Here is a 17286-nt window from a genome sequence, read left to right as displayed (position 1 = left end):
CATCAAGGACCGGCCTGCACCGTGCAATTGGACGAGACGATGACCGTGCCGCCCGCGATCGACGCCGCGCGCGTGGCCGAGGCGAGCCCCGATGACGGAGGCGGCATGCCGCGCGAAGCGCCGCTGGCCATGCCCGTCCAAGATCTGTCGCATTGGGACATGGGCCAGGGCCATCGGCCCGCACGGCCCGGCCGTGATCCCTGGCCGGCGCGGATTCTGGTCTTCGGCGGCGCGCTGGCGCTGACCGCCTTCGGCGGCTGGCAGATGGTCGAGACCGTGTCGGTCTCGGGCAATCCGACTGCGCTCCAGCTCGTGCTGGTCGTCCTGTTCTGCCTGACGTTCTCGTGGATCGCGCTCGCCTTCACCAGCGCCGTGCTCGGCTTCGGGATGCTGCTGCGGCGGCCGCGTCCGATGTCGGCTCCGACGGCCCTGACCACGCGGACCGCGGTCCTGATGCCCGTCTACAACGAGGCGACAGCCCGCACCTTCGCGGGTGTCGAGGCCATGCGCGAGGCGGTCGAGGCCACCGGACTGGGAGACCATTTCGACTGGTACGTCCTGTCGGATTCGACCCAGCCCGATGCCTGGATCGCCGAGGAGCGCGCCTTCCTCGAATTGCGCGGCCGCCTGGGTCACGATGCCCGGCTCTACTACCGCCACCGGGCGAAGAATCACCATCGCAAGGCCGGCAATATCGGCGACTTCGTCACGCGGTGGGGTGGCCACTACGAGCACATGCTCGTGCTGGATGCCGACAGCCTGATGAGCGGATCGGCGATCGTGGCGCTGGCCTCCGCCATGGAGGCGGATCCGGATGCCGGTATCATCCAGACCCTGCCGCTGATCATCAATCGCAACACCCTGTTCGCCCGGCTTCAGCAATTCGCGGCCCGGATCTACGGCCCCGTGATCGCAGCCGGGCTTTCCGCGTGGTCGGGGCGGGACGGCAACTATTGGGGGCATAACGCGATCATCCGCACCCGCGCCTTCGCAGAATCCTGCGGCCTGCCGGATCTGCCCGGGAAGCCCCCCTTCGGCGGCCATATCCTGTCGCACGACTTCGTGGAGGCGGCCCTGATCCGCCGATCGGGCTGGGCGGTGTACATGCTCCACCGCCTGCCGGGCTCGTACGAGGAGAGCCCGCCGTCGCTGATCGACGTCGCGGTGCGCGACCGGCGCTGGGCGCAGGGCAACCTCCAACATGCGCGAGTGATCGGCGCCGCGGGGCTGCATCCCGCGACCCGCCAGCACTTCGCCACCGGCATCGCCGGCTATCTCGCCTCGCCACTCTGGCTGATGCAGCTGGTGGTCGGCATCCTGCTTGTGCTGCAGACCGCCACGGAACGGCCGGACTATTTCGGGGGAGCGGGCTTCTCGCCGGTTTTCCCGCGGTTCGATCCGGTCCGCGCGCTCCAGCTGTTCGGCCTGACCATGGCGGTTCTGCTTGCGCCCAAGGTCCTGGGCCTGATCCTGGCCCTCTTGGATGGTCCGGTGCGGCGCGCCTGCGGGGGCGCCGGGCGGCTCATCCTGTCGAGCCTGGTCGAGATCCTGCTCTCCGCGCTGGTGGCGCCGGTGGCGATGGTCATCCAGTCCGGCTCGGTGATCGGCATTCTCCTGGGACGGGACACGGGCTGGAATCCGCAGCGCCGCGACGACGGCTCGATCCCGCTGCGGGACATCGTCCGCCGTCACCGCTGGCACACCGTTCTGGGGCTTGTGGCGGGAATCGCGGCCTTCGCGATCGCGACGTCGCTGTTCCTCTGGATGAGCCCGACGATCCTGGGTCTGGTGCTCGCGATCCCGATTTCCTGGGCGAGCGGACAATTGACCCTGGGCCTGGCGCTCAAGCGCCGGATGCTACTCGCCACGCCCGAAGAGGCATCGCCGCCGGAGATCGCGCTGCGGGCAGCGGCGCTTGCGACCCGCAATGCGGCTCGCGGCTACGACGACACCGATTCCCTCGTGGCGATCCACGCCGATCCCGCCCTTGCGCATGCCCATAGCCGGATGCTTCCGAAGGGACAGCGGCGGCCCCGGGGCGCGATCGACGCCGACCAGACGCTTGCGGCCGCCAAGATCTGCGAGGCCGAGACGGTGGCGGAGGCACAGCTGTGGCTCTCCCAGAAGGAGCGGATGGCCCTGCTTCACGACCGGGCCCTCGTGGACCGTCTCGTGCGCCTCGAGACCAGCCAAGCCTGATTGCGGTTCGCGCCGGAATCTCGGGCGGGGTGTTCGGCGATCACGTCCTCGTGCTGCGCGCAGCCGTCGCGGCACCGGCTCAAGGGCGCGGCCGGGTGTCGAGAGAAGGGGTTAACCATTCGGATCCTAGACTCGGCCATCGTCACTCGGATCCGGTCATGACCCTGCTGTTCGTGTTCCTGCTCCTGCCGCTCGCGCTTGCCATCGTTCTGGCCCGCGGCGAGCCGGTCCGCACCATCAGCTGCCTCGGCGCGATGGGGGTGGGCTGCGTGATCGCCTGCTTGAGCGTGGCCAGCCTCCTCCGCCACCGGGCGCGGCCGACCTGAGAGGAATCGCCGTCCGGCCCGAAGCCGGGAATCGCTTCCCTACAGGAAGCCCACCGGTCGCGGACCGCCGGTCAAACTCCGCCCGGCCCGCGCAACCAGCTGGGAAAAGGCGAGCGCCGCCGCCGTCGCCTGCGCGCGGGACGGGAAGCTACGCCGCGATTCGAGCACCGGCTCGTCGGTCTCGTTGACGAGAACCCACGACCAAAGCGACCGGCTGTGCTCACGGATCTCGAATTGCACGGGCGCCTGCCTTTCCGGGACATGCGAAGGGAAAGGCTCTCATCAGCCGGTGACATCCCGATGACGACACGGGATGATCGTCACGGCTTTCGAGCCGCCCGTCCGGTTCAGGGAAGTCTTCCACCGGGTTCGGTGCGTCGCCGGCTGGAAACCATGCCGAAGCGCGTGCGGGATCCGGCTGCAGAAGCGGCGGCATGCGAACGGGCCTGACGGACGCCTTGTTTCCGACGGCTTGGCGTTTCAGGCAGACGGCGCATCCCTGCTGCGCACCCCGCCGGAGTTTCCATGAAAGCCGTCAACGCGCTGATCGCCGATGAGCTCGGTGTCGGAGAGGCGCAGGTTGCCGCCGCCGTCGCGCTCCTCGATGGCGGTGCGACCGTGCCGTTTATCGCGCGCTATCGGAAAGAGAATACGGGCGGCCTCGACGACACGCAGTTGCGCCGGCTCGAAGAACGGCTCTCGTATCTGCGCGATCTCAACGACCGGCGCGCCACGATCGTCGCGAGCATCACCGCGCAGGGCAAGATGTCTCCGCCTCTCGCCGCAGCCCTCGAGGCCGCCGATACGAAGGCGCGCCTGGAAGACCTGTATCTGCCGTTCCGACCCAAGCGGCGCTCGAAGGCCCACGCCGCCCGGGAGGCCGGCCTCGAACCGTTGGCCGAGCTTCTCCTGCGCCGGCCCGATAGCGCGCCCGAGACGGTGGCGGCGCGCTACCTGTCGGACGCCCATGGCATCACCGATGTCGACGCCGCACTGGACGGTGCCCGTGCGATCCTGATCGAGCGCTTCGCCGAGGACGCCGACCTCGTCGGGCGCCTGCGCACGGATTACTGGCGGGGCGGCCAGCTCGTCTCCCAGGTCCGGAAGGGCAAGGCGAACGAGGGCGCGAAATTCTCGGATTATTTCGCCTGGAGCGAGCGGCTGGAGCGGATGCCCTCACACCGCATCCTGGCGATCTTCCGCGGCGAACGGGAGGAGATTCTCGAGGTCGGCTTCACCGCGGAGGGTGAGGATTCCGCGCCCGGGATTCCCGGACCGTTCGAAACCGCGATCTGCCGCCGCTTCGACATCGCCCTGCGGGGTCGCCCCGGCGATTCCTGGCTCGTCGAAACCGTCCGCGCGGCTTGGCGGACGAAGATTCGGGTGGGCATCAAGCAGGATCTGCGCAACCGCCTGTTCGAGCGGGCCGAGGATGAGGCCGTGACGGTCTTCGCGGGAAACCTGAAGGACCTGCTCCTGGCCGCTCCGGCGGGCGGCCGCACCACGATGGGGCTCGATCCCGGCTATCGGAACGGCGTGAAGGTGGCGGTGGCGGATCGCACCGGCCGCGTCGTCGCGGTGGAGACCACCTATCCGCACGAGCCCCAGCGCCGCTGGCGCGAGGCGGTGGCGGCGTTGGGGCGCCTGTGCCGCCTTCACAGCGTAGAGCTTCTGGCCATCGGCAACGGCACGGCCTCCCGCGAAACCGAACGCCTCGCCGCGGAGATCATCGCGTCGAACCCGGATCTTCCGCTCGCGAAAGTCATGGTCTCCGAGGCCGGCGCCTCGGTCTATTCGGCCTCGGAGATCGCCGCGCGGGAATTGCCCGATCTCGACGTGTCCCATCGCGGCGCCGCGTCGATCGCCCGGCGCCTTCAGGATCCCCTGGCCGAACTGGTCAAGATCGATCCGAAGTCCATCGGCGTCGGGCAGTACCAGCACGACGTGAGCGAGGCGAAGCTGTCGCGCTCGCTCTCCGCGGTGGTGGAGGACGCGGTCAACGCCGTCGGGGTGGACGTCAACACGGCCTCCCCGGCCCTGCTGGCGCAGGTTTCCGGCCTCGGCGGCGCGATGGCGGCGCGGATCGTCGCCCATCGCGACGCCCAGGGCCCGTTCCGGACGCGCACGGCGCTGAAGAAGGTCCCGGGGCTCGGCCCGAAGACCTTCGAGCTCGCCGCCGGCTTCCTCCGCATCCAGGGCGGCGACGACCCGCTCGACGGGTCGGGCGTCCACCCGGAAGCCTATCCGGTGGTCCGCCGCATCCTCCAGGCGACGAAGAGCGACATCCACGTCCTGCTCGGCAATGCCGCCCTCCTTGGCCGCTTGGCGCCGGAGCCGTTCGTCGACGCGCGTTTCGGCCTGCCGACGGTCCGCGACATCATCGCCGAGCTCGAGAAGCCGGGGCGCGATCCGCGGCCGGCCTTCAAGACGGCGCGCTTCCAGGAGGGTGTCGAGACGATCGGGGATCTCAAGCCCGGCATGCAGCTGGAGGGCGTCGTGACCAACGTGGCCGCGTTCGGTGCCTTCGTCGATATCGGCGTTCATCAGGACGGGCTCGTCCACATCTCGGCGATGGCGCGGCGCCGGATCGCGTCGCCGACGGAGATCGTCCGGATCGGCGAGGTCGTCCGGGTGCTGGTCCTCGGGGTCGATGTGCCGCGCAAGCGCATCGCGTTGTCGATGCGGCTCGACGATCCGATCGATCCGGCTCAGCCCGCCCGACGCGGGGGCGAATCGAAGATCGACGCGCCGCGAACGCGGCCGAACGCCACCGCGGAATCCGCGCCGACCGGACCGCTGGCGGAAGCGCTCCGTCGCGCCGCCGCATCGGCGCGGCGCAATTGACCATCGCGAGACACGCGGCAACCGCCGGCGCGGAACGGGAAGCGCCTCGGCTGACGTCCCGCATGCGCCCCGTTATGGTTAGCGCTTCGTAAACCTCCCTCCGGTCACAGATCGGGGATCGTGCCGCCCTGTGCGATCCCTGTGGCCGGATACCGGCGGCCGCATCGCAGCGGCGGCTCCCCTTCTCGGAGGCTGTGATGCAAGCGCGTGCTGCGGGGATCGACAATCCGAGCCCGATGATCGGCCCGGCACGCCTCATCAGAGCCGCCTTCGAAGCTTCGGACATGGCGGCGCTGGCCCAGGAGATCCTCGCCCGATCGGCCGATGGCGTCATCGACGCCGGGGCGGCGATGGATCTGGCGACGATCCTGTTGCTGATGCACCGCACCGACGAGGCGCTGCAGCTCCAGACCGACATCCTTCAGGGCCAACGGCTCTTCTCGCTGCGTTCGAACCCGGATCAGGCGCGGGTCCGCGTGCTCATCCTCGTCACGGCCGGTGATCTCATGGCCAACACGCCGATCGATTTCCTGCTGAACGACAACGATTTCAGCCTCACCTATCTCTTCCTCTGCCCCGGCGAAGACATGCCGCGCGACCTGCCGGAGCACGATGTGCTGATCACGGGCATCGCGTATTCGAGTGGCGCCGAGCCGCTTTTGGAAGCCGTCGCGGCAGCCGCCGAAGGCTGGTCGCGGCCGATCGTCAATCACCCGCGCGCGGTTCTGAAGACGTCCCGGCACGGGATCGCGGATGCGCTCCGCGGCGCCGAGGGGATCCTGGCGCCTGCCGTCGCCCTCCTGGACCGGGCGGCGCTGAGCGCCTCGGCGTCCCGCCTTCCCGAGGGCCTGGACTATCCGGTGCTGGTGCGCCCCCTGGATACCCATGCCGGCAACGACCTCCAGAAGGTCGATCGGGCCGAGGATCTGACGCGCTACCTCGACCACGCGACCGCGGAGCGGTTCTACGTCACGCAGTTCTGCGACTATCGTGGCCCCGATGGACTATTCCGAAAGCTTCGGGTCGTTCTGATCGACGGTGTCCCGTTCCTGTGTCACCTGGCCATCCGCGACCACTGGATGATTCATTACCTCAACGCCGGAATGCTCGAGGATGCCGAGAAGCGGACGGCGGAGGCCACCGCCATGGCCACGTTCGACGCCGCGTTCGCGCAGCGCCATCGCGCCGCGTTCGCCGAGATCCACCGAAGGATCGGGCTCGATTACCTGATCCTCGATTGCGCGGAGAGCTCGGATGGCCGGCTGCTGATCTTCGAGGCGGATACCGGGATGGTCGTCCACGACATGGATCCCGTGGACCTGTTTCCCTACAAGCTGCAGCAGATGCGCAGGGTGTTCTCCGCATTCCAGCAGGCCGTCCGCGGGCGCGCTCAGACGCGACCCGCCTAGGACGCGCACGGTCGGGCATTCACGCCCTTTCCGAAGGGGGCGGGCCCCGATCCAGGCCTTGCGGGAGTTCGAACGGCGGACAGGGCCGCCCTGTCACCAGGGGATGCGGCCGAAGCGGTCGATCAGCCGCTGATACTCGGCGTCGCTCTCGACTTTCGACGTCCCGCCCTGTCCGACATCCGAGGTTCCGGAGCCGGGATGCACCAGGCGGCACACCAGCGGCAGGATGAAGCCGTGGCGCACGAGGTGCGTGTTGGGGCCGCCGAACCGAAGCACGTTGGCGAGCCACGGGCGGACCTGAACGGCGTTCTCGAGAGTGCCGGGCGCCGTCGCCTCGACGAGGTGGGCGCGGCGCAGGCCGGTCTCGGCGAGGCGGCCGAGCCATTCGTTGTCGTAATGCCATTTCGAGGCGGGGTTGATCGCGCCGACCTGCGCGAAGGTGGACCGACGCATCAGCCAGCCCGACGGCGTCGGGAAGTCGTTGATCCGGACGACCTCGCCGGCCTCGTCCGTCTCGACCTGGGTCGAGGAGACGAAATCGAAGCTGTCCAGGGTCCGAAGCGCGAAACCGAGATAGGGCGGCAGCCAATGGTCGTCGTCCTCCAGGAAGCCGACGAAGTCCCAGCTTTCATCGACGGCCCGGATGGCCGCGTTCAGGGCGGGAATCTGCCCCTTGCGCTCGCCGCGCACGAAGGTGATCTGCGGATTCGCGGCGAGCCGCGCCGGGATCTCGGTCTCGGGGTCGGTCCCGACGAAGAAATGGATCGTCGCCGGCCTGTCGAGTTCCTGGCTGTTCGCGCTCTCGACCGCGTGTTCCAGGAAGTACTGGCCGGTTTTTCCGGCCAGAGTCGAAGGTTTCATCCGGGACGGCGTGATGATCGCAATCCGCATTCCCACGCCTCATCGTTTGGAGCGCAGCTCGCGGAAACGCGGCGCGCAGTTGCGTCGCGGCCGATCGAATTGCCGGCCGTCACTCAGAGCTTGAAGGACTGTTCGCCGATATGTCCGAGTTCCTTGCTCAGATACGGATCGCACCAGATCCGGTAGCCGGCCGCACGGACCCGGTCGCTGAAGTCGAAGTCCTCGCCGATGTTCACCCCGGCCTCCTCGTCGACGCGGAACCGAAAATACGGCCGCTTGAGGCTTTCGAAGACGGTCGATTTGATCAGCAGGAAGCCGGTGGGGATCCGAGCCATCTCCAGCAGGCCCTTGGGGGCGTCGGCCGGCTGCTCCGGCAGGATTTCGCCGAGGAAATGGAAGGGCGCCGTGCGCCGGGAATAGGTCGCGCCGATGATGTCGACCTGCCGCACCAGCAGTTTGAGCAGGGCGTCCTTCGGGAAGGTCATGTCGCTGTCGATGAACAGGACGTATTCCGCATTGTGTTTCTGCGCGTATTCCAGGCCCAGGTTTCGCGCGTCGGCGACGATCGATGATTTCCCGACCACGATCGACATCGGCATCTCGCCGAGGGAATGCATCATGGATCCGAGGCTGACGGCGAAATCCGCGTGGACCATGGTCCCGCAGGGGATCGCGATCGCGACATGGGGAAATTTCGTCGGCGCGGAGGGGGCCGGGTCGCCAACATCACCGGACGCTTGAGCGATCACAGTTGAGCTCCGTACTAGGGTGTGCCCCATTTCCCTTCGCCTGCCACGCCGGATCGAGACCGGCCGGGCAGGCACCACAGAATTGGCGAGCGCCGTCGGTTATGGCCGCGGATGGTTAATGGATCTTGAACGGCGCCGTCTTCCATCAATACTTAATGGATTTCGATGGCGATTCATTAAGGATCACTTCGGTCGACTTGAGTATCGACAATCGGATTAACCCCCACGAAACATCTGGAGCGCGATTACTGGCGTGCCCGAGAAACGGGCGCATCAAATCAGAAAGATACGACCCATGTCCTCCATCACCCTGTCGGCCGCCACGCGTCAGAACCTGCTCTCCCTGCAGGATACCGCCCAGCTGATGGCGACCACGCAGAACCGCCTCGCCACCGGCAAGACGGTCAACTCCGCCCTCGACAACCCGACCAACTTCTTCACCTCCCAGTCCCTCGACGCCCGGTCCTCGAGCCTGAACACCCTGCTCGACGGCATCTCCAACGGCGTCCAGTCGATCCAGGCCGCCAACCAGGGCATCACCTCGATCCAGAAGCTGGTCGATCAGGCCAAGTCCATCGCCAACCAGGCCCTCTCGACCCAGCTCTCGACCACCGGAACCGCCGCCAACGCCTACAGCGCCAGCACCGCCTCTCAGACGGTGCTCCTGACCATCAACGGCACCTCCGTGTCGGCCAACGTCGCCGCCTCGTCGAGCATCAGCGCCACCGTCGCGGCCCTGAACTCGGCGGTCAGCTCGGCGTCGACCTCGTCCAGCGGCTCGTTCGGCGCAGGCGCGATCTTCTCGATCGACAGCACCGGCACGAAGATCGTCCTGAACGCCCAGGCCGACGTGGAGTTTCAGAACTCCGGCAGCCAGACGGCGCTCGGCTTCACCGGATCGAGCACCACCGCCTCGACCTACGGCACCGCCGCCACCACCGTCGTCTCCAGCGACCTCTCGGTCTCCGGCGTGTCGCAGCGCGCTTCTCTGGCGAGCCAGTACAACAACCTGCTCAACCAGATCACGCAGCTCGCCGGCGATGCCAGCTACAACGGCGTCAACCTCATTGCCGGCAAGGGCAATGACATGAACATCAAGTTCAACGACACCGGCAGCTCGACCCTGAACGTCGCCTCGGTGGATGCCACGGCCAGCGGCCTGGGCCTGTCGTCGATCACCAACTCGAACAGCACGGCCAGCCAGAACGGCCTCGGCAACTTCCTGTTGAACTCGGACGTCAACAAGACCCTGTCGACCCTCACGAGCGCCGGCAACGCGCTGAGCTCCGCGGCGAGCGCGCTCGGCTCGAACCTGTCGGTCGTGCAGAACCGCCAGGACTTCTCCAAGCAGCTGATCAACGTGCTGCAGACCGGCTCGGCCAACCTGACCAACGCCGATCTCAACCAGGAAGCGGCCAACTCCCAGGCGCTGTCGACCCGGCAGTCGATGGGCATCTCCGCCCTGTCCCTGGCCAACTCCGCGCAGCAGGGCGTCCTCCAGCTCCTGCGCTAAGCGGCACGCGGTTCGAAACGACGGCCGGCCAGGGTTCCTGGCCGGCCGTTTTCGTTTGGGCGCGATCGGGTGGATTGACCGGACGGACGAGATGCGGATCCGCTCCGTCCGCTCTCGCAACGGCCAACCGCCCATCGAGCCCGGACCCGGCATGTCCGCGGCTTCGGCCGCAATCCACATCGCGATCACGCGATCCCGCACGGTCCCGGTTGCACCTGCCATCGCCATCCGCTCCAGGTGGCGAAGGTCTCCGTCGGCCCGTGCACGGCACCCTGAACCCGGCGCTCGCACAGCATCGAAGCCGACGGACCGATCGCCGTGATCCAAAGCGTGATACGCCCGCAGGCTTGCCAAGCTTGACCATATGCGCCAGCCTCTACGCAGTTCATACGGATCGATCCGAGCCGGAGCGCCGATGCTGGTGAATCACGAGCGCCGCCTTCTCATCCGAGCAGCCGAGACTGTGGGACACCGGATTGCGGTCTGCAGACAGGCGAACGCGTCCTGGCCCGGCGACCACAGCCGGCTCCTCGCGCTCGAAAGCACCGGTCATCTCCGACGGGTCGACCATTGCGAAGACTCGGAGGGTACGGTCGCCGTCTGGCAGATCACCCCGGCCGGACTGGTCCAGCTTCAGATGCTGACGTCGGGAGCTCACTGATGGCGTCCATCAAGATCCGTGCAACCGATGACGGGACCTTCGTGGTCTATCGGAATGGCGCCGTCGTGGCTTCTGGTCTGACTCGCTGGCAGGCCGAGCGCTGCGCCACAGTGCTCGGCTGGATCGCGCAGGGTCATTGAGGACGCAGCCATAGCCCTTCGCCGTCCCCGCCTCTGAACGGATTCTGTCGGCCCGGGCGCCCTCTGCAATCGGCGAAATCTATTCCAAGCGAAATCGGCGCCTGATGCGGGCCTTTCGGCTGCGATGTCGTCGATGGCCTCAAACGCGCGCATCGCGTGCGGACGTTGACCGATCGGACATCTCCGTGCGGCCGTTCATCCGGGAGGCTCGGACGCCCATCGCTGGCCATGCTGCACGACGTCTTCAGACGCAACGATCGGCGCGCGACGGGCAAGATCGTCGGGAAGATCAGCGAATCGCGGAGTTCTTCGGGTAACGAATTTTTAATTCTCACGGCAGGATCATCCTGCCATGGCCCGGCACATGATCCAGGCCACGTCGATCGGGCGAGGCTCCGATGATCGTGTTGATTGCGGCGGCGATCGCCGGTGGACTCGCGACGGCGGCGATTCTCGCGCCGGTCAGCGGTCTGGCCGCGCTGATCCTCGTGCCCCTCGCGGCCAGTGCAGCGGCCATTTTCGCGGGCATCTCCATCGCGTGGCGCGGCGCTCACGAGGATACCGATCGTCACGGCGGCCGGGCACGGTCCGATGGGGTGGCGGTCGCGCCGGTGCGTATCCATCGCTGACGGTCGACTTGATCGTCGCGCCGCTGCGGCGTCGCGCGCCGGGCCGCAGCCTGCCCGCGAGATCGGCGCCATTGCCAGGATCGGGGACCAAAGCCCATTCTGCTCGGGATGAGGCCACCCGTCCCCCTCTCCGCGATCCGGATCTTTGAGGCCGCTGCCCGGCGACGCTCGTTCAAAGCCGCAGCCGGCGAATTGAACCTGTCACCGAGCGCGGTCAGTCACGCCCTCCGCAAGATGGAAGAAGCCCTGGGCGTCGTTCTGTTCGAGCGCGTCGGGCAGGGCATCGTGCCGACGCCCGCCGGTGAAGCGTTGTGCGATCATGTCGGGCGCGCCTTCGCGGAGCTCAACCGCGGCTTCGACCTCGTGGCGAATCGCGGGCCGCAGCTGCTCAGGCTGCACTGCGCGCCGAGCTTCGCCGCGCAGTGGCTCGCCCCGCGCCTCGCCCGGTTCCTCAGCGCCCATCCGGGCTTCGAGGTCCGCCTCGCCGCCGGCATGGATTACGCCCGCTTCATCACCGACGAATTCGACGCCGACATCGTCTACGGACCGCCCCGCGGGGAAGGTCTGCTGCGCATGCCGCTGGGCCCGGAAACGGTGACGCCGCTCTGCGATCCCGCGCGGGCCGCCCGGATCCGCGAGCCGGCCGACCTCCTGGCGCATACCCTGATCCAAAGCGACAACAAGCAGGTGCGCTGGACGCACTGGTTCGAGCGGAATCAGCTTGCCGCGCAGCCGAACGCGGGCATCCGCTTCGATCGGAGCTTCCTGGCCCTGGCTGCCGCCGCCGACGGGCTCGGTGTCGCCCTGGAATCCACCCGCCTCGCCGAGCGCGAGGTCGCGGCCGGCCGCCTCGTCGCGCCGCTGGCCGGACGGTCTCAGGACATCAGCTACGTCGGTCACCATTTCGTCTGCCCCGCCGATGTGCGCCGGCGCGCGCCGCTGCGGGTCTTCGCGCGGTGGCTGGCCGAGGAACTCGGGATCACGCTGAGTCCCGACCTCGCGTGACGCGGCGACAGGTGACTGGGATTCACCTGCGCGTGCAAATTCCGCGTTTGTCGCGGAGGCAGCGCGTCGGCACTCTCGTTCCAACAGAACAGGCGGGAGGAGACGACGCGGCAGGCCGCTCGATCCAAGGGCTCGGTCCCTGGAATCGCAGCCGCCGGCCGGACGCCCCTTCCGTCGCGACGACAGGTCCGATCCCGCGCTGTCGCGGGTCGCCGGGAGGGATCCATGCTGTTGAACGACCGGGTGTGCGTCATCACTGGGGCGGCCTCCGCCCGCGGCATCGGCAAAGCCACCGCGCGGCTCTTCGCAAGCCACGGCGCCCGCGTCGCCGTTCTCGACCTCGATGCGGGCCAGGCCGAGGCTGCCGCCCGCGACATCGGCCCGGGCCATATCGGCCTCGCCTGCAACGTCACCGACCGGGCGGCCTGCTCGACGGCGGCGGAAGAGATCATCGGCCGCCTCGGGCGCATCGACGTGCTGGTCAACAATGCCGGCATCACCCAGCCCCTGAAGATCATGGAGATCGGGCCGGAGAACTACGACGCGGTCACCGACGTGAACCTGCGCGGCACGCTCTACATGAGCCAGGCCGTGATCCCGGCGATGCGCGGCCAGGGCTCCGGCGCGATCGTGTGCATGTCGTCGGTCTCGGCCCAGCGGGGCGGCGGCATCTTCGGCGGCCCGCATTACAGCGCCGCCAAGGGCGGTGTGCTGGGCCTCGCCAAGGCCATGGCCCGGGAGCTGGGTCCGGACGGCGTGCGGGTGAACTCGGTAACCCCCGGCCTGATCCAGACCGACATCACCGGCGGCAAGCTCACGCCCGAGCTCAAGGTCGAGATCGCCAAGGGCATCCCGCTGGGGCGCCTCGGCGTGGCGGACGACGTCGCCAATGCCTGCCTGTTCCTCGCCTCCGACCTGTCCACGTACATCACCGGCGCGGTGATCGACGTGAACGGCGGCATGCTGATCCACTGAGGAGGTCGCCATGGCGATCGACGTCCCGACCGAGCGGCCGCGCGCCGGCTCCAACGTGCCGCTGAGCGAGCGCGCCTACCGCATCCGCCGCCACGCCCTGCGCATGGGCGAGGTCCAGGGCCAGGGCTACATCGCCCAGGCGCTCGGCATCGCCGACGTTCTGGCGGTGAGCTACTTCCACGCGCTCACCTACCGGCCCGAGGATCCCGAATGGGAAGGCCGCGACCGCTTCCTGCTGTCGATCGGCCACTACGCCATCGCCCTCTACGCCGCCCTGATCGAGGCGGAGATCCTCCCCGAGGACGAGCTGACGAGCTACGGCGGCGACGACAGCCGCCTGCCGATGTCCGGCATGGCCGCCTACACGCCCGGCATGGAGATCACCGGCGGGTCGCTGGGCCACGGGCTCGGCATCGCGGTCGGCATGGCGCTGGGGCTGAAGCGGAAGAACTCGAACAGCTTCATCTACAACCTGTTCTCCGACGGCGAACTCGACGAGGGCTCGACCTGGGAGGCGGCGATGTCGGCCGGCTCGTTCAAGCTCGACAACCTGATCGGCCTCGTCGACGTGAACGGCATGCAGGCGGACGGCGCCTCGCACGGGGTGCTCGATTTCGAGCCGCTGGCGCCGAAGTTCGAGGCCTTCAACTGGTTCGTGCAGCGGGTCGACGGCAACGACATCGACGCGCTGGTCCGGGCCTTCGACGCTGCGCGCCACCATCCGGGACCGCAGCCCCGGATCATCATCTGCGACACCCGCATGGCGAAGGGCGTGCCGTTCCTCGAGGCGCGCGAGCGCAACCACTTCCTGCGGGTCGAGCCGGACGAGTGGCAGCGGGCCCTGGCGATCCTGGATGAAGGGAGGGTGCGGTGAGACGCTCCAAATACGAGAAACCCGCCCCCCGCACCGGCGGCGGCGCCAAGACCTCGGCGATGATCGCCTCGCTCGCCGCCCCCGGACAGCGCACGAAGGCCGCGCCCTTCGGCCACGCCCTGGTCGAGCTCGCCAAGACCCGGCCCGACATCGTCGGCCTCTCGGCAGATCTGTCGAAATACACGGACCTGCACATCTTCGCGAAGGCCCATCCCGAGCGGTTCTACCAGATGGGGATGGCCGAGCAGCTCCTCATGAGCGCCGCTGCGGGCTTGGCTCGTGAGGGGTTCACGCCGTTCGCCACAACCTACGCGGTCTTCGCGGCGCGGCGCGCCTACGACTTCATCTGCCTCGCGATCGCGGAGGAGAATCTCGACGTCAAGATCGCCTGCGCCCTGCCCGGCCTGACCACCGGCTACGGCCCGAGCCACCAGGCGACGGAGGATCTCGCGATCTTCCGCGGGATGCCGAACCTCACGATCATCGACCCCTGCGACGCCCACGAAACCGAGCAGGTCGTCCCCGCCATGGCGGCCCATAAGGGGCCGGTCTACCTGCGGCTCCTGCGCGGGAACGTGCCCCTGGTGCTCGACGAGTACGGCTACCGGTTCGAGTTGGGGAAGGCCAAGACGATCCGCGACGGCCGCGACGTCCTGGTGATTGCATCGGGCCTGATGACCATGCGCGCCCTGGAGGTCGCCGAGGCCCTGCGCGACGACCGGGTCGACGTTGCGGTGCTCCACGTGCCGACGATCAAGCCCCTCGACACGGCGACGATCCTGCACGAAGCCGGGCGCGGCGGCCGGCTCGTGGTGGTGGCGGAGAACCACAGCGTGATCGGCGGCCTCGGCGAGGCGGTGGCCGGTCTCCTGATGCGCAACGGCGTGATGCCGGGCCGCGGCTTCCGCCAGATCGGCCTGCCGGACGAATTCCTCGATGCCGGCGCCTTGCCGACGCTCCACGACCGCTACGGCATCTCGGCCGCCGCGATGGCGCGGAGCATCCGCGCATGGCTCTGACCCGCATCGCCCTCGTCGGCCTCGGCGCCATGGGCCTGCCGATGGCGACCAATCTGGTCGCGGCAGGTTTCGCGGTCCGCGGCTACGATCTGCGGCCCGAGAGCCGCGCGGCCTTCGCGGCAGCCGGCGGAGTTGCGGCCGAAAGGCCGGCCGCTGTCGCCCAGGGCAGCGACGCGCTCCTTCTCATGGTGGTGAACGCCGCGCAGGCCGAGGACGTGCTGTTCGCCCAGGGCGCCCTCGACGCAATGGAACCGGACGGCATCGTGGCCCTGATGGCCACCTGTCCGCCGAAAGCGGTGGAGCACCTCGCCGAGCGCGTGGCGGCGACCGGCCGCCGCTTCGTCGACGCGCCGGTCTCGGGCGGCGTCGTCGGCGCGCAGGCCGGCACGCTCACGATCATGGCGGCGGCGCCCGCGGAGACGCTGGCCGCGCTGAGGCCGGTGCTGGAGGCCCTGGGCGACCGGATCTTCCATGTCGGCGAGCGGCCCGGACAGGGCGCCACCGTCAAGGCCGTCAACCAGCTCCTGTGCGGCGTGCACATCGCCGCCGCCGCCGAGGCGCTGGCCCTCGCCGGGCGCGTCGGCGTCGACCGCGACGTGGTCCTCGAGATCCTCACGGGCTCCTCCGCCGCGAGCTGGATGCTGCGGGACCGCGGCCCCCGGATGCTGGAGGACGAACCGCGGGTCACGAGCGCGGTCGACATCTTCGTGAAGGACCTCGGCATCGTGCTGGAGGCCGGCCGCGGCGCCGGGGCGGCGCTGCCGCTCGCGGCGCTCGCCCATCAGCTCTTCGTCTCGACCTCCGGGCGCGGCGACGGCGCCGCCGACGACAGCCAGGTGATCCGCGCCTACCGCCTGCTCAACGGCGACGGCGCCTGACGCGCCGCGCAGGGCGCGCGACGACGGCGCCGGGTCCGCACCCGCCGCCCCGGACAGCAATGCGGGTCGCACGCTCCACCGACGGTCAACGGCGGGGATCGGGCGGCCTGGACCACCCAGGGAGTGAAACCATGCGCGACACCCGTCTCAGTCGCCGCAGCCTGCTCGTGGGCGCGGCCGCACTACCGGCCTTCGGCATCCTCACCCGGCGCGGGCAGGCTGCCGAGTTCACCTACAAGCTCGCCAGCGGCCAGGACCCGACCCATCCGGTCAACATCCGGGCCCAGGAGGCCCTCGAACGGATCCGCGAGGCCACCAACGGCCGCCTGGAGATCAAGCTGTTCCCCGCCAACCAGCTCGGCTCGGACACCGACCTGCTGGCGCAGGTCCGTAACGGCAGCGTCGAGTTCTTCAACCTCGCGACCTCGATCCTCGCCACCTTCGTGCCCGCCGCGAGCCTGCCCAACACCGGCTTCGCGTTCAAGGATTACGACGCCGTCTGGTCGGCGATGGACGGAGGCCTCGGCACCTATGTCCGGTCCGAGATCGCCAAGACGCCGATCCTGACCGTGTCGAAGGTCTGGGATAACGGATTCCGGCAGATCACCTCCTCGACCCGCGAGATCCGGACGCCGGAGGATCTGAAGGGCTTCAAGATCCGCGTCCCGCCCGCGCCGATGCTCACCTCGCTGTTCAAGGCCTTCGACGCCGGCGCGGCGCCGATCAACTTCAACGAGCTGTACTCCTCGCTCCAGACCAGGGTGGTCGAGGGCCAGGAGAACCCGCTCGCCATCACGGCCACGACCCGGCTGTACGAGGTGCAGAAATCCTGCAGCCTGACCGGCCATGTCTGGGACGGCTACTGGATCCTCGGCAACAAGCGGGCGTGGCAGCGCCTGCCCGAGGATCTGCGCACCATCGTCTCGCGGGAACTCGACCGGTCGGCCGACGCCCAGCGGGCCGACGTCGCCAAGCTCAGCGTCTCCCTCCGGGAGAGCCTGGCCGCGAAGGGCATCACCTTCATCGACGTCGACCGCGCGCAATTCCGCGCGGCCCTGGGGCGGACGAGCTTCTACAAGGACTGGAAAACCAAGTACGGCGACGTGGCGTGGTCGCATCTTGAGGACGTGTCGGGCAAACTGACCTGACGCGCTTTCCGCCGGATCGGGTAACGGTATCGGAGAACGAAGGCGCGCCGAGACGC

At 68.7% G+C, this 17286-nt stretch carries 16 protein-coding genes; 13 read left to right on the top strand and 3 right to left on the bottom strand.

The window, feature by feature from the left end; genetic code table 11:
* Positions 1-39 precede the first annotated feature (39 nt).
* Both mdoH and ABIC70_RS09670 read left to right on the top strand, forming a co-directional pair.
* Entirely contained in the window at positions 40-2199 is a 2160-nt protein-coding gene (gene mdoH / locus ABIC70_RS09675) for a glucans biosynthesis glucosyltransferase MdoH (protein WP_354439595.1), read from the top strand.
* 158 nt (positions 2200-2357) lie between these two features.
* Positions 2358-2525, top strand: a complete 168-nt coding sequence (locus ABIC70_RS09670) for a hypothetical protein (RefSeq protein ID WP_164706379.1) — start codon at positions 2358-2360, stop codon at positions 2523-2525.
* Between the two features lie 39 nt (positions 2526-2564).
* Here ABIC70_RS09670 and ABIC70_RS09665 read toward each other — a convergent pair whose 3' ends face one another.
* On the bottom strand, positions 2565-2765 hold the full coding sequence (locus ABIC70_RS09665) for a hypothetical protein (RefSeq protein ID WP_043352604.1): 201 nt from the start codon (positions 2763-2765) through the stop codon (positions 2565-2567).
* Positions 2766-3050: 285 nt separating this feature from the next.
* Between ABIC70_RS09665 and ABIC70_RS09660 the strand changes: the two genes are divergently transcribed.
* Both ABIC70_RS09660 and ABIC70_RS09655 read left to right on the top strand, forming a co-directional pair.
* The gene (locus ABIC70_RS09660) at positions 3051-5369 is read left to right on the top strand and encodes a Tex family protein (protein WP_354439594.1); all 2319 of its coding nucleotides are present in this window, start codon (positions 3051-3053) and stop codon (positions 5367-5369) included.
* Between the two features lie 197 nt (positions 5370-5566).
* Positions 5567-6778: an ATP-grasp domain-containing protein gene (locus ABIC70_RS09655; RefSeq protein ID WP_354439593.1), complete on the top strand. Its 1212-nt coding sequence runs from the start codon at positions 5567-5569 to the stop codon at positions 6776-6778.
* A 93-nt stretch (positions 6779-6871) separates the two neighbouring features.
* On the opposite strand, the gene ABIC70_RS09650 is transcribed toward ABIC70_RS09655, so the two are convergent.
* Together ABIC70_RS09650 and ABIC70_RS09645 are read right to left on the bottom strand one after the other, a co-directional pair.
* On the bottom strand, positions 6872-7669 hold the full coding sequence (locus ABIC70_RS09650; protein WP_354439592.1) for a glycosyltransferase family A protein: 798 nt from the start codon (positions 7667-7669) through the stop codon (positions 6872-6874).
* 83 nt (positions 7670-7752) lie between these two features.
* The gene (locus ABIC70_RS09645) at positions 7753-8388 is read right to left on the bottom strand and encodes a glycosyltransferase family 2 protein (protein WP_354439591.1); all 636 of its coding nucleotides are present in this window, start codon (positions 8386-8388) and stop codon (positions 7753-7755) included.
* 295 nt (positions 8389-8683) lie between these two features.
* Between ABIC70_RS09645 and ABIC70_RS09640 the strand changes: the two genes are divergently transcribed.
* From ABIC70_RS09640 to ABIC70_RS09600, 9 genes are all read left to right on the top strand, one after another.
* The gene (locus ABIC70_RS09640; RefSeq protein ID WP_354439590.1) at positions 8684-9901 is read left to right on the top strand and encodes a flagellin N-terminal helical domain-containing protein; all 1218 of its coding nucleotides are present in this window, start codon (positions 8684-8686) and stop codon (positions 9899-9901) included.
* 660 nt (positions 9902-10561) lie between these two features.
* The gene (locus ABIC70_RS09635) at positions 10562-10702 is read left to right on the top strand and encodes a hypothetical protein (protein ID WP_164706378.1); all 141 of its coding nucleotides are present in this window, start codon (positions 10562-10564) and stop codon (positions 10700-10702) included.
* 398 nt (positions 10703-11100) lie between these two features.
* Entirely contained in the window at positions 11101-11331 is a 231-nt protein-coding gene (locus tag ABIC70_RS09630; RefSeq protein WP_354439589.1) for a hypothetical protein, read from the top strand.
* A 108-nt stretch (positions 11332-11439) separates the two neighbouring features.
* Positions 11440-12336, top strand: coding sequence for a LysR substrate-binding domain-containing protein (locus ABIC70_RS09625; protein ID WP_182591663.1), 897 nt, complete (start codon positions 11440-11442; stop codon positions 12334-12336).
* 225 nt (positions 12337-12561) lie between these two features.
* Positions 12562-13311: an SDR family NAD(P)-dependent oxidoreductase gene (locus tag ABIC70_RS09620; protein ID WP_043758211.1), complete on the top strand. Its 750-nt coding sequence runs from the start codon at positions 12562-12564 to the stop codon at positions 13309-13311.
* A 10-nt stretch (positions 13312-13321) separates the two neighbouring features.
* Positions 13322-14185: a transketolase gene (locus tag ABIC70_RS09615; RefSeq protein WP_051044879.1), complete on the top strand. Its 864-nt coding sequence runs from the start codon at positions 13322-13324 to the stop codon at positions 14183-14185.
* Positions 14182-15204 (top strand): transketolase family protein, encoded by a 1023-nt coding sequence (locus tag ABIC70_RS09610; RefSeq protein WP_354439588.1) that lies wholly within the window; start codon positions 14182-14184, stop codon positions 15202-15204. The genes ABIC70_RS09615 and ABIC70_RS09610 overlap by 4 nt, the downstream gene beginning before the upstream one ends.
* A complete protein-coding gene (locus ABIC70_RS09605) occupies positions 15195-16082 on the top strand; it encodes an NAD(P)-dependent oxidoreductase (protein ID WP_354439587.1) in 888 nt (295 codons plus the stop codon). The genes ABIC70_RS09610 and ABIC70_RS09605 overlap by 10 nt, the downstream gene beginning before the upstream one ends.
* Before the next feature lie 131 nt (positions 16083-16213).
* Positions 16214-17230 carry a TRAP transporter substrate-binding protein gene (locus ABIC70_RS09600; protein ID WP_354439586.1) on the top strand — a complete coding sequence of 339 codons (1017 nt, stop codon included), beginning with the start codon at positions 16214-16216 and terminating at the stop codon, positions 17228-17230.
* The last annotated feature ends 56 nt before the right edge of the window (positions 17231-17286 follow it).

The sequence above is a fragment of the Methylobacterium sp. 1973 genome, from assembly GCF_040545035.1.
In the GTDB taxonomy this organism is placed as follows: domain Bacteria; phylum Pseudomonadota; class Alphaproteobacteria; order Rhizobiales; family Beijerinckiaceae; genus Methylobacterium; species Methylobacterium fujisawaense.
This window is presented reverse-complemented; position numbering and strand designations above follow the sequence as displayed.